Here is an 18,882-nt window from a genome sequence, read left to right on the forward strand (position 1 = left end):
TCTTAAATTCCACTATCTGTTACAGGATTTTCACTTAAAAAACCTACCTTGCCGGGTGGCTTATAAAAAAAACCATGCTATTTATAGCACGGTTTCCTGTATAACCCTAAGGTAGTAGACATTAATATATATCTGAAAACTCAATCTTAATCTTTTCAATATTACTATTAACACTCAAATTATTATCAACAAAAACTTCCTCAATATCTAGTAACTTTTTTATAGGAAGTTCAAAACTAAATTTACTTCCTATATTAATCTCGCTTTCTAAAAACATTTTACCTCCATGCATTTCTACTAACGACTTAACTAAAGATAATCCTATGCCACTCCCTTCTCTATTTCTCGTAAGTGACTTATCAACTTGAATAAATCTTTCGAAAATACATTGTTGCTTTTCTTTTTCTATTCCAATCCCTGTATCCTTAACAGAGATAACAACACTATCTTTTTTTTCAAAAATATATACTAAAATATTTCCACCTGAATTTGTGAATTTTATTGCATTTGAAATGAGATTCAACATTATTCTTTCTATTTTATCTTTATCACAAGCTATTATTTTTTCTTCCATTTCTGTATCAAATAAAAGTGATATTCCTTTATTTGATACATACTCAGCTACAGACAAAGTTATTTCCTCTATAATACTAACAATATTACAATTACTTAAATGAATTTCAAAATATCCCGCATCTATTTTTGTTACATCTATTAAGTTGTCAGTCAATCTTATTAATCTATAACAGTTTTGTTTCATAGTTTTTAAATATTCCTTGCTTTTACCCTCATTTCCATTAAAGAGTTCCTTGAATTTAAGTTCCATAAGCTGGATCGTACCCGAAATAACATTGATCGGTGTTCTTAATTCATGAGATATATTCGCAAAAAAATCCGTCCTAAATCTATCATATTTTATTGCTTGATTTAAAAATCTTGTCTTTTCCTCATTTTCTTTCATTATCCCTTCGTTTTCAAGTCGCTTAGTAATATCTCTTGATGACAATATTAAGGCTTTAACTTTATTATTATCATCTAATAATTTACTACCACAAATCTCTAACCATACAATATCTCCATTTGCATGCAAGCATCTACATTTGAATTTTTCATTTGTAGTTGAAGTAATTAGTTTTCTAATTTCCCTTAATACATTTTTCTTATCATCCCCGTAAACAAAATCAAAAACGTGCCTTTCAATGACATTATCTGTAGCATACCCAAGTATCGCCTTTTGAGCAGCTGTAATATATTTAATTCTACCATCAGTATCTGTTTTTATAATCATATCAGAAGTATTTTCAGTTATCTCCCTTAATAGGGTTTCACTCTCCCTTAGATTTCTCTCCATCTTTTTTCTTTTGTCAATATTGCGAGTCACTATTAAAACTGCTAGCTCCCCCTTATACTTAAAAGCAGCTGTGCCTAACTCAACATCAATAACAGACCCACCACTTGTAAGAAATTTCTCTTCAATAAATGGTGTCGTCATTCCGCCTTCATATATTATATTTATTCTACTCCTAGCAATATCAATGTAATCAAGATGAACAAACTCCATAATACTTCTTCCAATTATATCCTTAGAGTCCTTCACATCGAATAATCCTTCAGTCGCAGGATTAGCTAATACTATTTTCCCACCGCTGTGCACACATATAGCATCAGGAGATAATTCAAATAACTTTTTATATTCTTCTTCACTTTCAATTTTCTGAACTTTAGCCTCTTCTATACTTATTCTTTCCATAACAGCCGCAACCTGAAAGCAAATTAGCTCAAGCATTTTTAAATCCATATGACTATATTCAACATTTTTCTCTATGTATATAATTTCTAATAACTCTTCCTTGTAAATCAATGGGTAAAAAACTTCAAAACCTTCACTACCTTTATTAATTACTTTTTCTTTTTTGCAATCACAGACTTCTTCTATAATGCCTCTAAATATATTAGAGGTGCCTCTAAATATATTAGAGGTGTCTTTAATATTTCTTTCATTATAAAAAATTGCTTCACCACACTGCTCTTTCCATTCTATTACTACTTCAAAATTTCTATTTACACGTTCTAAAATTAATACCCTTTTAACTTTAAAATAACTATTTATTATATTAATTAACTTGCTATGCAAAGCATTTCTATCATTTTCAAATAACAAAACCTTTGATAACTCAATAACTTTATCAATATCTGTTTCTTGTAATACATTATCATTAACATATTCACTCATTTTAATTTCCCCTTTAAAAATCCATTGAAATGTCGTTAACTTTATAACTGAATTGACTTATTTTTAGAACATTCTCAAAATATTATATTCTACAAAATATAGTGTAAACCTTTTTTTTTCTGATTTTTCTTTGTATAATTTAGAATTTATTACTAATTTATGACAAAATCAAAGTAAAAACCCGGTATTATTTTGTAGCATAATATTTTTATGGTACAATTAGATTAAAAACACATCATGTATTCTATTGAAGCCTAGCTCGCAAAAGGAGATGCAAAACTTTGGAAAAGTTATATTACGAAAATCCATATCAAGCAGAATTTACAGCTGAAGTCATAAACGTAATCCAAAAAGAAAACAAGTATCACGTTGAACTTGACAAAACCTATTTTTACCCTGAAGGTGGTGGTCAACCAAGTGATACTGGATATATAAATGGTGCCGCTGTAACCTATGTGTATGAAGAAGATGAAAAAATTTATCATGTAGTTGCCGTGAACCCTTTAAAAATTCATAGGGTTAAATGCATCATAGACTTTGATAAACGGTTTGACTATATGCAACAGCATCTAGGGCAGCATATACTTTCTGCTGCTATTTCTGATCTATTTAATGCAACTACTATTGGGTTTCACCTCGGCACGGATTCTACAACTATTGATATTGATAAAGTTATTGGCAATAATGAAATTAAAATTGCCGAAAAAAAAGCTAACAAAATTGTATTAGACAATATTAAAGTAGAAGTACTATATCCAACTAACTCTGAACTAAAAAAATTATCGCTAAAAAAGCTCCCAATAAATGCTGGTGAAAAAGTAAGAATAGTTAAGATAGGTGATATTGATATAAACCCATGTTGTGGTATACATCCTAGTTCAACTATTGAGGTTCAATTAATTAAGGTTACAAAATTTGAAAAGTATAAGACTGGAATAAGAATTGAATTTATATGTGGACAAAGGGCTGTTTCTGATTATGCCTTAAAACATGAATCCATGGAAAAAATGTCTAAACTTTTTTCCTGCAATAATGCTACAGTTTTGTCCGTTGTAGAACGACTTTCAGATGAACTTAATAAAGCACTTACTGAAAAAAGGGCCCTAAAGTCAGAGGTTGCGCAGTACGAAGTTCAAAATATGTTAGAGGCAGCCCCAAAAATAGAAGATATCAGGATGCTTAAATGCATTTATGATAATGGGGATTTAAAATATACTAATATCTTAGCAACAAAATTAGTATCCTCTCCAAAGGTTATAGTCTTATTTGGAGTAAAATCTCAAGATAAAGCAAATCTTTTATTTATGTGCTCGAAGGATTTGAATATAATTAGCATGAGCTCCATTTTAAAAGATGCCATAACTCTAATAGACGGCAAAGGTGGTGGAAGTGCCTTTTCTGCACAAGGTGGTGGTAAGAATAATAATAATTTAGATTCTGCGCTAGATTATGCATGGAGTAAAATCCACGCTGATATAATTTCTAGGAACAAATAATAGTGCAATCCTATGAAGTTTCTCCTACGTGACTTGAAATAAGAGATTGAAACGTGGAATTTCAATGTTTCTGCTCTTCTTATTTCAAAACACTATGGATAAACTTCATACTATATCGTATATCTATATTTATTGGAGGAGCTCTTGCTTTTCGCTGGACCGAAATTGTCAGGCTAATTAATCCACATTAACAAAATCTCTAGCTCCGTATAATCCTTCAATATATGTTTTACCATCCTCTGATAATACTATACACAATGGAGAAACCATCACTTCGCGTACCTTATAATATTTTAAGCTCCCATCCTGCTGTGGTTTATAAAAGCCTGAAAAATCATGAATAGCATAATATTGACCTTTTTCTTTACCTATATAAATCATCGCATGCCCATTCATAAATACTGGCGTTCCAGGCTTCAATTTATTCAGTAACTTTTCTCTGTCTCCCATAGTCATATTTTCCGGCATTTCATAGAAATTGCCCACTGCGAGTTTTCCCTGATCCTCGGAATTCCTAGGAAGCTTAATACCCATAGTTCTATAAACATCCATTATAAAACTTGCACAATCTCTAGAATTGAACATTCCACCCCATCCGTATCTTTCGCCTAAAAATTTAAAGGCATTAACTATGATATTTTTTCTGGTATAAGATAAGTACCCTAATGCGATATCTTCATTTTTTGCAATCAGAGCTTTTTTGAATTCTACCTTTCCCTTATTATCTCTGGTTGGAAGCTTAACCACATAATTACCTGCGGAATTTTGACCATAAATATCCCCTTCTATTTCCTTAATATCTGCAAGTGGTATTTTAATTCCCATGTCAAATTTCACTTCTGATAATTGCTCATTTAATGGGTTATAATTTGTAAATACTCTTTTCCCTGTAGTTACTAAGAAATTTTCTGTTTTAAGATAATCAAAAATTTCTTCTTTACTAGATATTGCCACATCTTTTTCGGGTATCCATGCTAAATAATTATACATCTGTGCAAAATACCACTTTTTATCCACACTTGATAGCAGAATTACAATTGGTTCAACAGGATAAACAGCGGTCTCCTGAAATCTGTCAAATTCATAGTTATCTCCAGTTTTAAATATTTTATCATAGGTTGGGAATGTCCTCATCACAGTCTTTCTAATGGTTATTGCATATTTGATATCCAATAAGTCCATTAATTTTTCAATATTGCAATTCTTTATTAACTTATTATAATATTCTTGAACTACTAATTTCCCATCCTCATGGAATCTTTCAGATTTTGGCATAGAACTAATAGTATTTATCTTGTTTATTAATTCTTGCATGCTAAAGGATTCTTCGTAATTTTCTAAGTCCACAATTGATCCAACAGTTGTTAAACTACTCTTGTTGTATGCTTCAATCTCCTGTACATTCATAATATCTTTATTCATGCCACTCAATTTTGTCCAATAGTTCATGCAAAGCATTTCTTCCTTTAATCCTGGAATATTTGAATAGATTACCTTATCTACCTCGTTTCCAGATAGGTTCTTTTCGAATCCAGTCGGCTTGATAAACATTATAAATCCCCCCCACTATTATTTCTGCTTTATGGAAGAACATAGCTTTTGTGCTGATGACCTTACAGATTTTTTCCCGAGAATATCTGAAACAACAGCTATTCCATCAATATTTGCTATCTTTAATAAATTTACATTTTTTTCATTAATTCCACCAATAGCAACTACAGGGATAGAAATTTTTTCTTTTATTTCTTTTAAACTTAATACAGAAACTGCACTTGCATCATCTTTAGTAGTTGTAGGAAACATCGCTCCAACACCCACATAATCTGCTCCTTGTTTTTCTGCCCTTTGTGCTTCCTTAAGTGTTGCAGTAGAAACCCCTAGCATCTTATTATCTCCTATTATACTTCTCGCAATAGTCGCTGGCATATCACTTTGACCTATGTGTACCCCCGCTGCATCTATGGCCTGTGCAATATCAATTCTATCGTTTATTATTAGGGGAATCTTATATTTATCTGTAATAATTTTTATTTTCACTGCAATATTATAAAACTCTAAAGTACTTAATCTCTTTTCTCTAAGCTGGACTAATGTAACCCCGCCTTTTATTGCTTCCTCCACTGCTGCAAATATATCTAAATCCACCAATACATCTCTATCTGTAACGAGATAAAGGCTATAATTCACATTATTCTTCATTTATTTTGCTCCTTTCCATTATTAGATCTTCAGATAAATTGTAAATAGCATCTAGCATTTTAACTTTAAATGTTCCTGATCCTTCGCTATTTTTATCTAATCTTTCATAAGCTGTTTCTCCTGCAATACCCATTGAAACAATTCCTGCGAGTGCTGCTATTAAATTATTATCTCCAGCGCCTAAATAACAACCAATAACGGAAGTACACATACATCCTGTACCTGTAACCCTAGACATTATTTTATGACCGTTTGATGCGGTGTAAAGAGTCTTACCATCCGATATAATGTCTACAGCACCTGTTATAACTACTACCGTATTAAATTTAACAGCAAAATTCCTTGCCATTTCTTTCTCTCTTGTAAACTCATCACTGTCTACAGAAAAACTCTCACTAGCATCTACACCTCTTGTTATAGTTTTAATTCCGTAAATTGTTTTTATTTCGGATAAATTCCCTCTAATAACTGCTAATTTCACTTCATTTATAATTCTTTTGCAAGTTTCTGTTCTATAAGTTGTTGCACCTACTCCGACAGGATCTAAGATAACAGGTATGTTTAATTCATTTGCCATCTTTCCTGCCTCAATCATAGCCTCTATAATTACACTATTTAATGTTCCTATATTTATAACAAGTGAAGATGCAAGTGATACCATCTCGCGAACTTCATGAATATCCTCCGCCATAACCGGTGACCCACCTATTGCTAGTGTAATATTGGCACAATCATTAACGGTAACATAATTTGTTATTTGGTGCACCAATGGGGTTTTTTCTCTTAAATTGTTTAGTAATTTAATTATTTTCTTATTAATTTCCATTTTGACATCATCCTCCAAATTATTGTTTATATAAATCCTGTAATAATCATAACGGGCATTGTAGCTCCAAGTAATAAATCACGTTTTATAAAGTAATATCTACTGCTAAAATATGATACATACTAATACATTATTGAATCCCCTTAAACTTTGTGTTATTAACTTTGCATAACTCGCTGCTAAAAACCCAGTTTTTCACTATCCTTAATCATTTGCCATCCCTGCTTTTTTATATAATTCATAGAAATGATTTGTAGGTCCCACCCCATGCCCAATATCTAAAGAATGCTTTATAGCCGTTGTTATATACTGCTTTGAATTTTTTATTGAATCCTTCATGCTATAGCCAAGCGCCAAATTTGCAGCTATAGCTGAAGACAAAGTACATCCAGTTCCATGAGTATTTTTTGTATTTATTCTCTCAGAAGTAAAATGTATAATTTCACTTCCATCATAAAATACATCTACGGCCTCCCCCTTCATATGTCCTCCCTTTAAAAGCACATTTTTGCATCCTAGCTTGTACATTTCTTTTGCTGCATTTTCCATATCTACTACTGTTTCAATGCTCGTAATATCTGAATTTACTTCTTTTAAAATTTCTTCAGCCTCTGGAACATTAGGTGTAATAATTGACGCTAGTGGAATTAATTTTTTAACCAAAGCCGTTTTTGACTCTGGCTTTAACAGTGAATAACCGCTTTTTGAGATCATTACGGGATCGAGTACTACGTTTTTAGGCTTGTATTGTTTTAATTTCTCACTTATCACATCAATAGTTGAGATTACAGAAACCATACCAATTTTAACCGCATCTACAACTATGTCTGTAAAAATAGCATCAATTTGTGCCTTGATGATTTCTTCGCCCAAGTCTTGCACTGCAAAAACTCCCATAGTATTTTGTGCTGTTACCGCTGTAATTACACTCATCCCATATACGCCACTCGCACTTAAGCTTTTTAAATCTGCCTGTACACCTGCTCCTCCTGAGCTGTCAGAACCTGCTATAGTTAAAACTTTTTTCATATCAATTCCCTCCTAAAATAATTATTTTTTAAATGTTGAATCATCACCTGCGGCGCTATTCATCCATTTTATTTATAAAACAAAAAAACACAAACCCATAGGATTCGTGTTTAAATCATCTTGATATATAAAAATATATACATATATAATACACCAATAAACAACTTCCTACGCTGGCATTATCCAGATCAGGTTATAGGGTCAAAGAATTAAAGTTCTTTTTCTCAGTTGGCCTATCCAACTCCCCTGTGTTAGGTTATTCTTTTATATTTCATGTGTTAATAATAGCATAACTAATTATTATTAACAATTAATATTTCGTTACTACTATTCAAGTTTTATGCCTGATCTTTTAACAGCTATATGCCATCCATGAAGTAATTCTTTTCTTTTTTCCTCGGTCATAATAGGTTTGAAACTTCTTGATATTGACCAATGCTTTGATACTTCATCTTTGCTCTTCCAATATCCTACTGCTAGCCCTGCAAGATAAGCCGCACCGAGTGCTGTAGTTTCAGTAACCTCTGGTCTGTCTACTTGAACGTTTAAAATATCAGATTGAAACTGCATTAAGAAATTGTTATTGCAAGCTCCTCCATCTACTTTAAGTTCTGTAAGTATAATTCCAGAATCTTCTTGCATTGCTTTTAAAACATCATGCGTTTGGTAAGCAAGTGCTTCGAGGGTTGCTCTTATTAAATGTTCTTTCTTTGCTCCCCTTGTAAGACCTACAATTGTTCCTCTTGCATAAGGATCCCAATATGGTGCTCCAAGTCCAACAAAAGCCGGAACTACATATACTCCATTTGTATCTTCTACCGCATTAGCATATTCTTCGCAATCAGCAGCATTGTCAATCATACGTAGCTCATCTCTTAACCATTGTATAGCAGCTCCAGCTATAAATACACTACCCTCAAGAGCATACTCTACTTTTCCATCTATTCCCCAAGCAATCGTTGTAAGTAATCCCTGTTTAGATTGAATTGCTTTGTCTCCCGTATTCATAAGCATGAAGCAGCCTGTCCCATATGTATTTTTAGCTGTTCCTGGTGAATAGCAAGTTTGTCCAAATAATGCGGCTTGTTGGTCTCCAGCCGCTCCAGCAATTGGAATTTCCCCTCCAAACAATGAAATATCAGTGTTTCCATATACACAACTTGAAGGTTTAACTTCTGGAAGCATTGATTTTGGTATGTTCAATGTTTTTAAAATTTCGTCATCCCATGTAAGTTCATGAATATTAAATAGCATTGTTCTTGAAGCATTAGAATAGTCTGTTACATATGTTTTTCCTTTTGTTAAATTCCAAATTAACCAAGTATCTATATTACCAAACAATAAATTTCCTGCTTCAGCTTCCGCTCTAGCGCCTTCTACATTGTCCAATATCCATTTTATTTTTGTTCCAGAAAAATAAGCGTCTAAAATCAATCCAGTTTTAGCTCTAACAATTTTATCAAATCCTTTTTGTGTTAATTCATCACAAGTCTCAGCAGTTCTTCTACATTGCCATACAATTGCATTGTATACTGGAACTCCCGTTCGTCTATCCCAAACTACAGTAGTTTCTCTTTGATTTGTAATACCTATTGCTGCTATATCAGACGCCGTAGCCTTAACTTCAGCCATCGCTTCTGTTGCAACGCTAATTTGACTTGACCATATCTCCATTGGGTCATGTTCTACCCACCCTCCTTTTGGGAAAATCTGAGTAAATTCTTTTTGAGCGGACGTTACAATAAGTCCCTTTTCATTGAATAGAATACACCTTGAACTGGTTGTACCTTGATCAAGTGCCATTATATATTTAGCCATTTTAGCAAAACTCCTTTTTGAAATTAGTCTTATTGAATCGTTTACACATTAATAAATAAAAAAATACGTTAAAATATCATTATATTTAGTATAACTGATTATTATATTTATTGCAATATAACTTATAAACTTCACTATTTAGATTTATTTTTTAAATATCACATCGCCGCTGCTACAATATATAATAAGATCTTGAATTTTTTATAATCTTAAAATTTTCAAGTAAAAATTCTCAATATTTTCATCTATATTTTAAGATAAAATGGGTAAACTATATACTGTGCTGGATAACAGTGTAATTTTTATATTAGAAGGGAGAGATACTTATGAATAACAATTTAGAAGAAACAAAAAAATTAAATAAACAATCAGCTGCTAATGGAGGTTCAAGCTCTTACTCAAATGCTGGTATGTCAAGTAGCACTAGTGATTCTACTCTACAAGAAACAATTCAATTGAATAATGAATCAGCTTCAAATAAAGGTACTAGTGGTGTTTCAAATTCTACTATGTCAAATATGTCTATCAGCACTAGTGACTCTACTTTAGAAGAAACAAAACAATTAAATAATCTATCAAGTGCTGGTATGTCTAATATGAGTAGTAGCAATAGTGATGCTGCTTTAGAAGAGACAAAAAAGCTAAATAATCAATCCTATGCAAATAAAGGTACTAGTTCAAAATAAACTTTTATTTATATGTTCTTTAGATTCCATTTAATAATTTTTCGATGATATGAACTTTTTAAAGGAAGCCATTTAATTAAATGGCTTCCTTTAATATTTATTTTATTGTTATAATAACCTATTCTTCTATATAAGTAATATTACCATCAAAAATGTAATTCAAAGAAGTTTTTGTACCTTCTAGTGCATACATCATTTTTTCAATTACCACTTGTTCTTCTTTGCTAGTTGTTATAGAAAGTTTATCTACTTCATTAACTTCAGACTTTAGTTCAAATTCATATATAAAATCGTTTATTAGTCTTATCCACTCGGATGTGTCATTAGAACCTATATTTTCTCTCTTTCCGAAATCTTTTAATGTTCTATCTAATTGTTTTTTTGAATATCTCAATATATTTGCCATTCTTTAGCCTCCTAATTTTACTCACAATAATAAGTATCTATTTACTTATATTCTTTTTCTTACCTCATCATCAAAACATTTTAAATTTTATCCATAATAGATAAAAGGATGAACTTTTCATGTTCATCCTTTTATTATTATATAATTACTATTTTATTATTTAGCTTCAGTTTCAGCAACAACTGCTTCAGCTGTAACTTCTTCAGTCACTTCTTCTTTCATTTGTGCTATAGCTGCGTAAATTTGATTTTCATCATCAGTAACTTTTATTTGATTATTTAAATCAAAGTCCTTTATTGTAATTGTATCTCCAAGTATTTTTTGTGATATATCAATACTTATTCCATCAGGTAATATACCCATGCTTCCAACAACATCTATCTCAGCTTTATAAATCTTCAACTCAAGTAGATTGGCTGCTACATTCTCTTCTCCCTTGAAAGAAATAGGTAATTGCATTTTTATTTCACGATCTTTAGAAACAAGTTGTACGTCTACGTGATTAATCTTTGCTGTTACAGGATGTCTTTGAACTTCTTTTATAAATCCAAATTTCTTATCTTCTCCGTATTTAATCCATATTTTAGCATTAGGACCATGTTTTCTTAGAACTTTTATTAGGTCTACGTCTTGAACCTTCATAGAAGTTGCTTCCTTAACGCCATCGCCATACATAACACCTGCAATAAAACCTTCCTCTACAAATTTTTTATTTGTCGGAATTCTTTCAAATGCATCTAAAATCATTTCTTCCATAATAATTCGCTCCTCTTGGCTTATAAAGCCTTTCTGTTTATTATTTTATGTACATATGTTACCACTACTAATTTTCACTAAAATTTGTGTTGAACTTTAAAATGATATGATCTTTTTAATTACAAGTATCTGAAAATTCAATGTATATAATTACAAACATTAAAAGACAACATGAATTACCCTGCTGTCTTTCATGTTTTCATAAATACATTTATTGAATTTCCATGTTATATCCATTATTTATACAAATAAATAAAAAAAATCAGCATCACTACCTAAAAGATAACATTAGTATTAAATATAACTATATTATAGCACATTATCGCACATGTTTGCAAACAGAAATTGTAAGGCGTGTTACCTGTTTCTGTAACCTACTATTATTACGCAATATGTCGTTATTTTTTTAAAATGAATATTAATAAATTGTTTTAAGAATGATATAATTAAATAAGCTACAATCATCTTCTTCTAATCTACAATATTACAATTACATAATACTACATTAATTTTATAATAAGCGCGCTAAATATTGATCGGAGGAATTGCATTGATTAAATATAAAAAGATACCATATATACAACTTGTCCCTATTATTATAATTACTCTTGTACTTTATAGAATAGTAAATAACGTTGAAAATATAGGTTCAGTATTAAATAATTTTTTTTCTTTGCTTACTTATTTTATTTGGGGTTTCGTTATAGCTTATTTACTTAACCCACTTATGGTGTTTATTGAAAATAGAACAAAAATGAAAAGAATTTATAGCATATGCATAATTTACACAATATTTATAGGCATAATAATTTTTATAATCACTTTAGTTACTCCTAATATTATTAAAAGCTCCGTTGATTTATTTAATAATATCCCTCACTTTGCAAATAAAGCGTATAAATGGTCTACCAATTTTTTATCTAAAAATGAACTACTAAACAAATTTGATGCTACTTCTTACTTAGATAGTTACCTTAGTACTTTTAACAAGGATGTATCTGCATATTTTAGCCCCGGTTTTCAACTTATAATTGATTACCTAATGGGTTTAGGTTCTTTTTTTATGAAATTAATGTCTGGAATCGTAATTTCAATTTACTTCTTGATTGATAAAGAATCTATTATTTTTAATCTTAAAAAATTTATTTATTCTGTTTTAAATGAAATTGTTGCTATTAAAATAATTAATTTTTTTAAAATAGTTAATACTACTTTTAAGAAATATTTTGTTGGGAAAATGATTGACTCTATTATTTTTGGTATTATTACTTTTATAGGATTTACGATATTAAAAATACCTTACGCTTTACCTTTTAGTTTAGTAATAGGGGTAACAAATATGATTCCCTATTTTGGAAATATTATAGGAATGGTTCCCGCTGTTATAATAACAATATTCTTTAGCCCAATGAAATGTGTTCAGTTGGTACTATTTATTACAACCTTAAGTAATATTGATGGGTGGTTCATATCTCCAAAGATTATTGGAGATAAGGTTGGAATTAGTCCACTACTTATAATACTAGGAATTGTTCTTGGTGGAGGTTTTTTTGGTGTTTTAGGAATGTTACTTGGAGTTCCCACTATAGCCTTAATAAAGACCCTACTAGAAAATTTTATGAATAAAAAAATTAAAGATAAACAAATTGAAAACAAATTAATTAAATAACTTATTGTTCACATGAATTATTTTTTAATTTTGAGTCGAATATAAAAGAAAGTATCAATGATACTAAAGCAATTATGATAAATATTATAAATACTTCATGAAGTCCTGAATTTAAAGCTTGCTTTATCTGGTGCAAACTTACTCCACTACTCAAAGTTGCCTTGGAATACAAATTGTTAGGTTCTATTCCCTTTCTTCCTATATTATTGAAATATTTAATTATATTCATATTTAATATAATTCCAAAAACACTTACTCCTATAGTTTGACCTAGTGTACGCACTAGGGAATTCGAAGCTGTTGCTGCTCCTCTTTTGTTATATCCCACTGACTCTTGTACCATTATTGTTAATGTAGTAAAAGCTCCTCCAAATCCAAAGCCCATAATGAACCCATAAACTATAACTGATACTAATAGAGATTCACTACTTAAAGTAGACAAAAACACACAACTAATAAGCAAAATTAGAGTAGATACGCCAATCACTATTCTTCCACCATATTTAGGGATAGCTTTAGACAAAACAAATGAAGATAAGAACCAAGCAATAGACATAGGTGCCATAGACACTCCAGCAACTGTAGGACTAAATCCTAAAACATTTTGCATATATATAGGTAAATAAACCTCTATTCCTATTAAAATCCCTGCGGCTAAAAATGTTATTATATTTACAATGGTGCTGCTTTTTGTGAAAATTTCAAAAGGTATAATAGGCTCATCCGCTCTTTTTTCCACATAATAAAACACAATCAACACTACACTTGTAATTACTAAAGCTATTATAATATTATTTCTTCCACCGGCTAAGCTACCCAGTAAAAACGTTATAATTGCAACTGAAAATAATAAAGCACCTACATAATCTATCTTATGTTTCTTTTTCTCAAAAGTTTCAATTAGGTTTTTTTGTAAAATCACTATAGATATTATTCCAAAAGGTAGGTTTATAAAGAAAATCCAATGCCATGAGAAATTGTCTATTAAAAATCCCCCTAAAAAAGGACCAGCTAAACTTGCTATCCCCCATACTGTACTTAACCATCCTTGGATCTTTGGTCTTTCGTAAACAGTAAAAATGTCACCCAATATAGTATAAGTAACTGTAAATATTGCTCCTGCTCCCATTCCTTGAACTGCACGAAAAGCTATAAGCTGATACATGTTTTGTGATAACCCACAAAGACAGCTCCCAATTAAAAAAATTATTATTCCAATAGAAAGAATGTTTTTTCTTCCATATAAATCAGCTAATTTCCCGTATATTGGTGTAGAAATAGCTGTTGTCAATAAATAAGCAGAGAAAACCCAACTTATAAGTTCAAACCCATTTAGCTCTTTAACTATTGTTGGTATTGCAGTAGTCACAACTGTTCCCTCTACAGCTGCAAGGAACATTGACACCATTAATGCAATGACTATACTTCTTTTTTTTGATTTCATCCTTTGTTACACTTCCTTTAATGTGATGATTATCATCTATATTTAACCTAAAGTACAAATAAACGACAAATATCATTTTACCATTAATTATAAATATTTGTACAGTAAATTAAAAACTGCCAATTAGTTAAATCATCACCTGCGTTGCCGCACTGCTATCCCTATCCCTGCTTTATTTTTACCTAAATATACACATGATAAAATTTTTTAGTTGATCAACTCTTCTTAAATCTCCATTGCACCGCTCGTTTAACCACATCAAAAAAACTTAACGAATTAAGCATATGATTTGGCTCAATATATTTTCGAACAGCACGAAGTACTTTTTTTGCTTCTTTTGAAGAAAAAGTGTAGGTAACATTTTTCTTCGTTTGGATCGCATATCGTGGAATCCACTTTCCTTTTAGCAATACGGACGCAATGACATATTCGACCTCTTCCCAAGGAATTTGAATATATTTGCGAGAATCACGAGAACTATAAAACTCAAAACCTTTGTCTCCGATCATAATTTTCCCATAATCTGCAAAACCCGTAAAAGCTGTTGCATCAATTACTAGATCTACCTTTGTATTGAGTGATTGAACCATACGATCTACCTCTTTTCTATTTATACACACATTTGTTTCTATTAATTAATAGCTATCTTTTAAATCTTCGTGGGAATTTTTGAATACCTTTAAAATTTCTTTCATTATATTCTAAAAATTGTTTTTTTCACTTTACTTTAACTGCTTTATGTTTAAACAAAAGCCCAGGCTAAAAAGCCCAGGCCGAGTAAAAAATATTACATTAAACCGATTAAGTGGAAAACAATCCCGACTGCGAACAGTCCAAAAATAATTGTAATTGGAGATACTTTCTTCTTAAGCAACCACATACAAAGTAATGTCAATCCTAATCCTGCAATTCCAGGAATCAATGAATCTAAGTTATTTTGCAATGTTGTAACCTTAACATCAGTTAATGACAAACCACCTGATTGTTGCAACATAGCTTGTTTAATACCTTCCGCTCCAGCAGGAAGGCTGCTCCAATCAATAAAGGCACCCTTAGCTAACTTAACGGCTGATACAGTCGGTGCAAATACAACAGATACCCATCGGTTAACTAATGATCCCAAAATGAACATACCAAGGATGGATGCTCCTTTTGTAACATCTTGTAGTAAATTACCTGATAAATCATCGGTAATACGAGAGCCTGCTTTGTAACCAAACTCTTGTGTATACCACATAAATGACATACGGATGATATTCCAAGCGAAGAAAAAGATAATTGGTCCAAGGATGTTACCACTCATAGCAAGAGAAGCGGCTAATGCCCCTAAAATTGGCCTAACAGTAAACCAGAAAACTGGATCTCCGATACCAGCTAAAGGCCCCATCATACCAACTTTAACACCTTGAATAGTTATGTCATCTATTGGTAAACCATTTGCACGATCTTCTTCTAAGGCTAATGTTACCCCAATGACTGGTGAAGCTACATATGGGTGAGTGTTAAAGAACTCCAAGTGACGTTTCAATGCAGCTGCACGATCTTCTTTAGTCTTATATAATTTTTTAATTGCGGGAATCAATGCGTATGCCCAACCACCGTTTTGCATTCTTTCATAGTTCCAAGAACCTTGAAGGAAAAATGAACGGAACCAAACAGAAATACGATCTTTTTTTGTTAATTTTACTTTATTTGCCATTTCCATGTTCTCTCCCTTCTTAGTAAGTGTCAATAATATCACCTAATGGATCACCAGCATTTGAGTTTCCACCATTACCTGAGCCGCCTTGTTTAGTAAGCTTTAAGTAAATAAGAGCCACACATACACCGATTGTACCTAGTCCGATAAGTGTAATTTGTGAAATAGTTGCTAATACAAAACCTATTGCAAAGAATGGCCATACTTCTTTTGTAGCCATCATGTTGATTACCATTGCATAACCAACAGCTACGACCATTCCCCCACCGATTGCGAGTCCACCTGTTAACCAAGTAGGCATAGCTTCAAGTACTGTACGAATTGGACCAGCACCAACTGCTAAGATCAAGACTGCTGGAATTGCAATACGTACACCCTGCATACAAATAGCAATGATATGCCACATTTCAACTTTTCTAATATCTCCTTGTTTAGCCGCAGCATCCATGAAATGTACAAACACTGTAGCAATTGTACGACAAACAATTGTTAATAATAGCCCTGCAACTGCTAGCGGAACAGCAATAGCGTAAGCTGCTGGAACCCCTGCTGTACCTTGGCCACCAAGAACTAGAATAATTGCTGATGCAACAGATGCAAGCGCTGTATCCGGTGCTACAGCAGCACCTATATTTGCCCAACCTAAAGCAATCATTTGAAGAGTACCACCTAAGATTAGGCATGGTACTAAGTTACCTGTAACTAAGCCGATTAACGTACAAGCAATTACTGGTTGGTGGAATTGAAATTCATCCAATATACCTTCCATACCAGCTATAAATGCCACGATAACGACTAATATCATTTGGACAATATTTATATCCATGATTATTAATCCCCCTTTTTCATTTAAATAGTTAAATTATAAATTATTTCAGTTTATTTAATTCCACTTGTGCTTTTTTGAGGATTTCGTCCATATTTCCTTTTGAATCATTTGGAACTTTACGAACATCAAAAGTAAGTCCAGCTTCTTTAAGCTTATTGAAGGTATCAATATCTTCTTGATTAAAAGCAAGTACTTTGTTTGGTTGAACTTTACCCAGAGAGTGAGCCATAGAGCCAACATTGATTGTCTTAAGTGGTACTCCACCTTCTACCGCTCTAAGTACATCTTTTGAATTTTCAAAAAGAAGCAATGCACGTTGTCCGCCAAAATGTTGATCATTTTTTGCAAGTTTAATCATTTGATTAATTGGAACAACATGAGCTTTAACACCCGGTGGAGCAGCCTGTTGGATCAGTTTCCTACGAAGCTCATCTTTGGCTACTTCATCTGATACGACAATAATCCGGGTTGGTTGCACAGTTTTTGTCCAAGCAGTCGCTACTTGTCCATGAAGTAAACGAGAGTCTATACGAGCTAAAACATATTTGAATGATCCAGGTGCACCTACACTCGATTGATCCGAAGAAGTTGCAGAAGATTTACCATTATCTTCTGGTTCTAATTCTTCAGGCTTAACTTTAACTCCTTCTTTAGCAGCTTTTAAGATATAAGCCGCCATTTCCTGTGCGGATTCCATTGAAGAACGTGAAGCATAAGCTTCAATCACCATTGGTAGATTCAGACCAGATACGATTGCCCATTTATCTTTGTGTTCTTCAAATAGACTATTCGCTTGGTTGAATGGTGTACCGCCCCAAAGATCAACTAAGAATAAAACCTCATCTTGGTTGTCAAAGGATGCGATTGCGTCTTTCATTTTTGCTTTAACATCATCTGGGCCTTCACTAGACATCAACGTAACAGCTTGTACATTTTCTTGTTCTCCGAAAATCATCGCACCAGATTGCAAGATGCCTTTAGCAAATTCTCCGTGACTAGCAAGAATAATTCCTACCATCTTTTATACCTCCAATTTTTTATTTATTACAGTAAAATTTATATAAAAGTTTTGAAAAACCTGTAACCAAAATTAATAATTATGATATATTTCAATTAATTTACGAATTGTAATGACATTTGATTTCATTCCAGGTGTAGATTCTTGAGTAAAGTTTTTGGAGTTCATAACAAACAATCATAACGTTTACAACTAGAACCCATTAAATCTTACTTTCTTTGGCCCGTACGATACACTAATACAATGGTACTTTAGTAGAAGTTAATATGGTGAATCTTATAGTCTTGACATTAAATCTACTTTTGAATCTGAAGAAATTTTTCTTATCTCTAGTTCAATGCCTTTTTCATTTAATTTGTTGAAAGCTTCAATATCCGTATCATCTACCGATATTACACTAGTTATTTGTTTCTTTCCTTCTTTAAATGACATACCACCAATATTTACACTCTTTATGGCTACTCCACCTTCAACCATTCTTACAACATCAGTTGGATTAGTGAATAGAAATAGCACTCTATCATCTTGGTATTTTGGATTATTATAAACTCTTATTCCCTCATTAATTCCTACAACACTTGATTTAATTCCTGGAGGTGCAACTTGTTCCAAAAGTGTCTTTCTAATTGAGTCCTTTGTTACATCATCATTACATACAATTATTCTTTGACATTTTGTGTCTTTTGACCAAATTATCGCTACTTGACCATGTATTAATCTGTCATCAATTCTTGCTAACACTATATTCATTATTAATCATTCTCCTCATCAGCA

The 18,882-nt window shown here is 31.9% G+C and carries 17 protein-coding genes and 1 riboswitch; of the genes, 3 read left to right on the top strand and 14 right to left on the bottom strand.

All coding sequences use genetic code 11. The features are described from left to right. Positions 1 to 121: 121 nt before the first annotated feature. A complete protein-coding gene (locus tag ACWJJT_RS06745; RefSeq protein WP_462956440.1) occupies positions 122 to 2,233 on the bottom strand; it encodes a PAS domain S-box protein in 2,112 nt (703 codons plus the stop codon). 281 nt (positions 2,234 to 2,514) lie between these two features. Between ACWJJT_RS06745 and ACWJJT_RS06750 the strand changes: the two genes are divergently transcribed. Further along, positions 2,515 to 3,729, top strand: coding sequence for an alanyl-tRNA editing protein (locus ACWJJT_RS06750; protein WP_462956441.1), 1,215 nt, complete (start codon positions 2,515 to 2,517; stop codon positions 3,727 to 3,729). A gap of 177 nt (positions 3,730 to 3,906) precedes the next feature. Here the strand turns inward: ACWJJT_RS06750 and ACWJJT_RS06755 are convergent, their stop codons facing one another. From ACWJJT_RS06755 to glpK, 5 genes are all read right to left on the bottom strand, one after another. Continuing rightward, positions 3,907 to 5,280 carry a C40 family peptidase gene (locus ACWJJT_RS06755; RefSeq protein ID WP_462956442.1) on the bottom strand — a complete coding sequence of 458 codons (1,374 nt, stop codon included), beginning with the start codon at positions 5,278 to 5,280 and terminating at the stop codon, positions 3,907 to 3,909. Positions 5,281 to 5,298: 18 nt separating this feature from the next. Beyond that, positions 5,299 to 5,928, bottom strand: coding sequence for a thiamine phosphate synthase (thiE, locus tag ACWJJT_RS06760; RefSeq protein WP_462956443.1), 630 nt, complete (start codon positions 5,926 to 5,928; stop codon positions 5,299 to 5,301). Beyond that, the gene (gene thiM, locus ACWJJT_RS06765; RefSeq protein WP_462956444.1) at positions 5,918 to 6,754 is read right to left on the bottom strand and encodes a hydroxyethylthiazole kinase; all 837 of its coding nucleotides are present in this window, start codon (positions 6,752 to 6,754) and stop codon (positions 5,918 to 5,920) included. The genes thiE and thiM overlap by 11 nt, the downstream gene beginning before the upstream one ends. A 204-nt stretch (positions 6,755 to 6,958) precedes the next feature. Continuing rightward, positions 6,959 to 7,783: a bifunctional hydroxymethylpyrimidine kinase/phosphomethylpyrimidine kinase gene (gene thiD, locus ACWJJT_RS06770; protein ID WP_462956445.1), complete on the bottom strand. Its 825-nt coding sequence runs from the start codon at positions 7,781 to 7,783 to the stop codon at positions 6,959 to 6,961. Between the two features lie 147 nt (positions 7,784 to 7,930). Further along, a riboswitch (TPP riboswitch) is annotated at positions 7,931 to 8,041 on the bottom strand. Between the two features lie 69 nt (positions 8,042 to 8,110). Next, positions 8,111 to 9,601, bottom strand: coding sequence for a glycerol kinase GlpK (glpK, locus tag ACWJJT_RS06775; RefSeq protein WP_462956446.1), 1,491 nt, complete (start codon positions 9,599 to 9,601; stop codon positions 8,111 to 8,113). A 326-nt stretch (positions 9,602 to 9,927) separates the two neighbouring features. Here glpK and ACWJJT_RS06780 point away from each other — a divergent pair, with 326 nt between their 5' ends. Next, entirely contained in the window at positions 9,928 to 10,287 is a 360-nt protein-coding gene (locus ACWJJT_RS06780) for a hypothetical protein (protein WP_462956447.1), read from the top strand. Positions 10,288 to 10,405: 118 nt separating this feature from the next. On the opposite strand, the gene ACWJJT_RS06785 is transcribed toward ACWJJT_RS06780, so the two are convergent. Further along, entirely contained in the window at positions 10,406 to 10,693 is a 288-nt protein-coding gene (locus ACWJJT_RS06785; protein ID WP_216302914.1) for a hypothetical protein, read from the bottom strand. A gap of 156 nt (positions 10,694 to 10,849) precedes the next feature. Further along, positions 10,850 to 11,449 carry a 50S ribosomal protein L25 gene (locus ACWJJT_RS06790; protein ID WP_462956448.1) on the bottom strand — a complete coding sequence of 200 codons (600 nt, stop codon included), beginning with the start codon at positions 11,447 to 11,449 and terminating at the stop codon, positions 10,850 to 10,852. Positions 11,450 to 11,999: 550 nt separating this feature from the next. Between ACWJJT_RS06790 and ACWJJT_RS06795 the strand changes: the two genes are divergently transcribed. Next, positions 12,000 to 13,118: an AI-2E family transporter gene (locus ACWJJT_RS06795; protein WP_462956449.1), complete on the top strand. Its 1,119-nt coding sequence runs from the start codon at positions 12,000 to 12,002 to the stop codon at positions 13,116 to 13,118. 1 nt (position 13,119) lies between these two features. On the opposite strand, the gene ACWJJT_RS06800 is transcribed toward ACWJJT_RS06795, so the two are convergent. The 6 genes from ACWJJT_RS06800 to ACWJJT_RS06825 all read right to left on the bottom strand — a co-directional run bounded on the left by ACWJJT_RS06800 (position 13,120) and on the right by ACWJJT_RS06825 (position 18,858). Continuing rightward, positions 13,120 to 14,562, bottom strand: a complete 1,443-nt coding sequence (locus tag ACWJJT_RS06800; protein WP_462956450.1) for an MDR family MFS transporter — start codon at positions 14,560 to 14,562, stop codon at positions 13,120 to 13,122. Between the two features lie 215 nt (positions 14,563 to 14,777). Next, complete coding sequence (locus ACWJJT_RS06805) at positions 14,778 to 15,152, bottom strand: DUF956 family protein (RefSeq protein WP_462956451.1); 375 nt, start codon at positions 15,150 to 15,152, stop codon at positions 14,778 to 14,780. A 197-nt stretch (positions 15,153 to 15,349) separates the two neighbouring features. Then, on the bottom strand, positions 15,350 to 16,261 hold the full coding sequence (locus ACWJJT_RS06810; protein WP_462956452.1) for a PTS system mannose/fructose/sorbose family transporter subunit IID: 912 nt from the start codon (positions 16,259 to 16,261) through the stop codon (positions 15,350 to 15,352). A 19-nt stretch (positions 16,262 to 16,280) separates the two neighbouring features. Then, entirely contained in the window at positions 16,281 to 17,087 is an 807-nt protein-coding gene (locus ACWJJT_RS06815) for a PTS mannose/fructose/sorbose transporter subunit IIC (protein ID WP_462956453.1), read from the bottom strand. A 43-nt stretch (positions 17,088 to 17,130) separates the two neighbouring features. After that, the gene (locus ACWJJT_RS06820) at positions 17,131 to 18,108 is read right to left on the bottom strand and encodes a mannose/fructose/sorbose PTS transporter subunit IIA (protein WP_462956454.1); all 978 of its coding nucleotides are present in this window, start codon (positions 18,106 to 18,108) and stop codon (positions 17,131 to 17,133) included. 276 nt (positions 18,109 to 18,384) lie between these two features. Further along, positions 18,385 to 18,858 (bottom strand): mannose/fructose/sorbose PTS transporter subunit IIB, encoded by a 474-nt coding sequence (locus tag ACWJJT_RS06825; protein ID WP_462956455.1) that lies wholly within the window; start codon positions 18,856 to 18,858, stop codon positions 18,385 to 18,387. Between the last annotated feature and the right edge of the window lie 24 nt (positions 18,859 to 18,882).

Source organism: Clostridium sp. CM041, assembly GCF_055081035.1.